This window comes from Cellulomonas septica (genome assembly GCF_012396155.1).
Classification (GTDB): Bacteria; Actinomycetota; Actinomycetes; order Actinomycetales; family Cellulomonadaceae; genus Cellulomonas; species Cellulomonas septica.
Map to the genome: position 1 here is coordinate 1 of NZ_JAAXOY010000794.1, position 1,434 is coordinate 1,434.

Consider the following 1,434-nt stretch of genomic DNA (forward strand, 5'->3'; position numbering starts at 1 on the left):
CGAGCACCGCGCCCGGATTGCGGTCGGGCCGCCGCACCTGCGACGTTGGGCCGGTGACGGCTCCCCCCACGACGCCCGGGCCGGCGCTGCGCGTCCGCGTCCCCGCCCTCAACCCGTCCGTGCGCCGCTTCCTGTCCACCGAGGCGGGCAGCGCCGTCGCGCTCCTCGCCGCGACCGTGCTCGCGCTCGTCTGGGCGAACAGCGCCTGGGCCGACGCGTACGAGGCGCTCTGGGAGACGACGGCGGGCTTCCACATCGGGTCGATGTCGCTCGACCTGGACCTGCACCACTGGGTCAACGACGCCGCGATGGCGGTGTTCTTCGCGGTGGTCGGGCTCGAGATCTCGCGCGAGGCGACGAGCGGCGAGCTGCGCGACCGGCGGACCGTCGCGGTGCCCGCGCTCGGAGCGCTCGGTGGGCTGCTCGTGCCCGTGCTCATCTACCTCGCGTTCACGGCCGGGACGGACGCGGCGCACGGCTGGGGCGTCGTGATGTCGACCGACACCGCGTTCCTGGTCGGCGTGCTCGCGCTGTTCGGGCCGCGCTGCCCGGACCGGCTGCGGCTGTTCCTGCTGACGCTCGCGATCGTCGACGACATCGGCGCGATCACCGTGATGGCGGTCTTCTACTCCGACGACGTCGACCTCGCGGCGCTCGGCGTCGCGGCGCTCGTCGTCGTCGGCATGGCGGTCATGCGCTGGCTGCGGGTCTGGCAGCTCACACCGTACGTCCTCGCGGGCGTCGCGCTGTGGATGGCCGTGCAGGCGTCGGGCGTGCACGCGACCCTCGCGGGCGTGCTGGTCGGGCTCCTGGTCCCGGCGACCGTCCCGCAGCGCGAGCAGGTCGAGGCCGTCCCCGTCTACGCGGGCGACCTGGTCGACGACACGACCGCCGAGCGCGAGCACCTCGCCGAGCTCGCCGCGCGCGCGGCCGTGCCGACGAGCGACCGCCTCCAGCGGATCCTGCACCCGTGGTCGGCGTACCTCGTCGTGCCGCTGTTCGGCCTCGCGAACGCGGGTGTCGTGCTCGACGCGCAGACGCTGTCCGACGCGGCGGGCTCGCGCGTGACGATCGGCGTCGCGGTCGCGCTGGTCGTCGGCAACGCCGTCGGCATCACCGGCGCCTCGACCCTCGCGATCCGTGCCGGGCTCGGCGACCTCCCCGGTCGCGTCCGGTACGGGCACCTGCTCGGCGGCGCGGTGCTCGCGGGTATCGGGTTCACGATCTCGCTGTTCATCGCGCAGCTCGCGTTCGGGGACCAGCCGGACGTGCTGTCGGAGGCGAAGATCGGCATCCTCGCGGGCTCGCTCGTCGCCGCCGTCGCGGGGTCGGTCCTCCTGCGGTGGCTCGGGGAGAAGCTGCCGCTGTGCTCCCCCGCGACCGACGGTCCGCCGCCCGCGCTCCCGCCGCTGCCGTGGCGCGCGCCGGAGTGAC

The 1,434-nt window shown here is 75.0% G+C and carries 1 protein-coding gene; it reads left to right on the plus strand.

The genetic code is table 11. From position 1 onward, the window contains the following. Positions 1-53: 53 nt before the first annotated feature. Positions 54-1,433 carry a Na+/H+ antiporter NhaA gene (nhaA, locus tag HGA02_RS19230; RefSeq protein WP_168680990.1) on the plus strand — a complete coding sequence of 460 codons (1,380 nt, stop codon included), beginning with the start codon at positions 54-56 and terminating at the stop codon, positions 1,431-1,433. The last annotated feature ends 1 nt before the right edge of the window (position 1,434 follow it).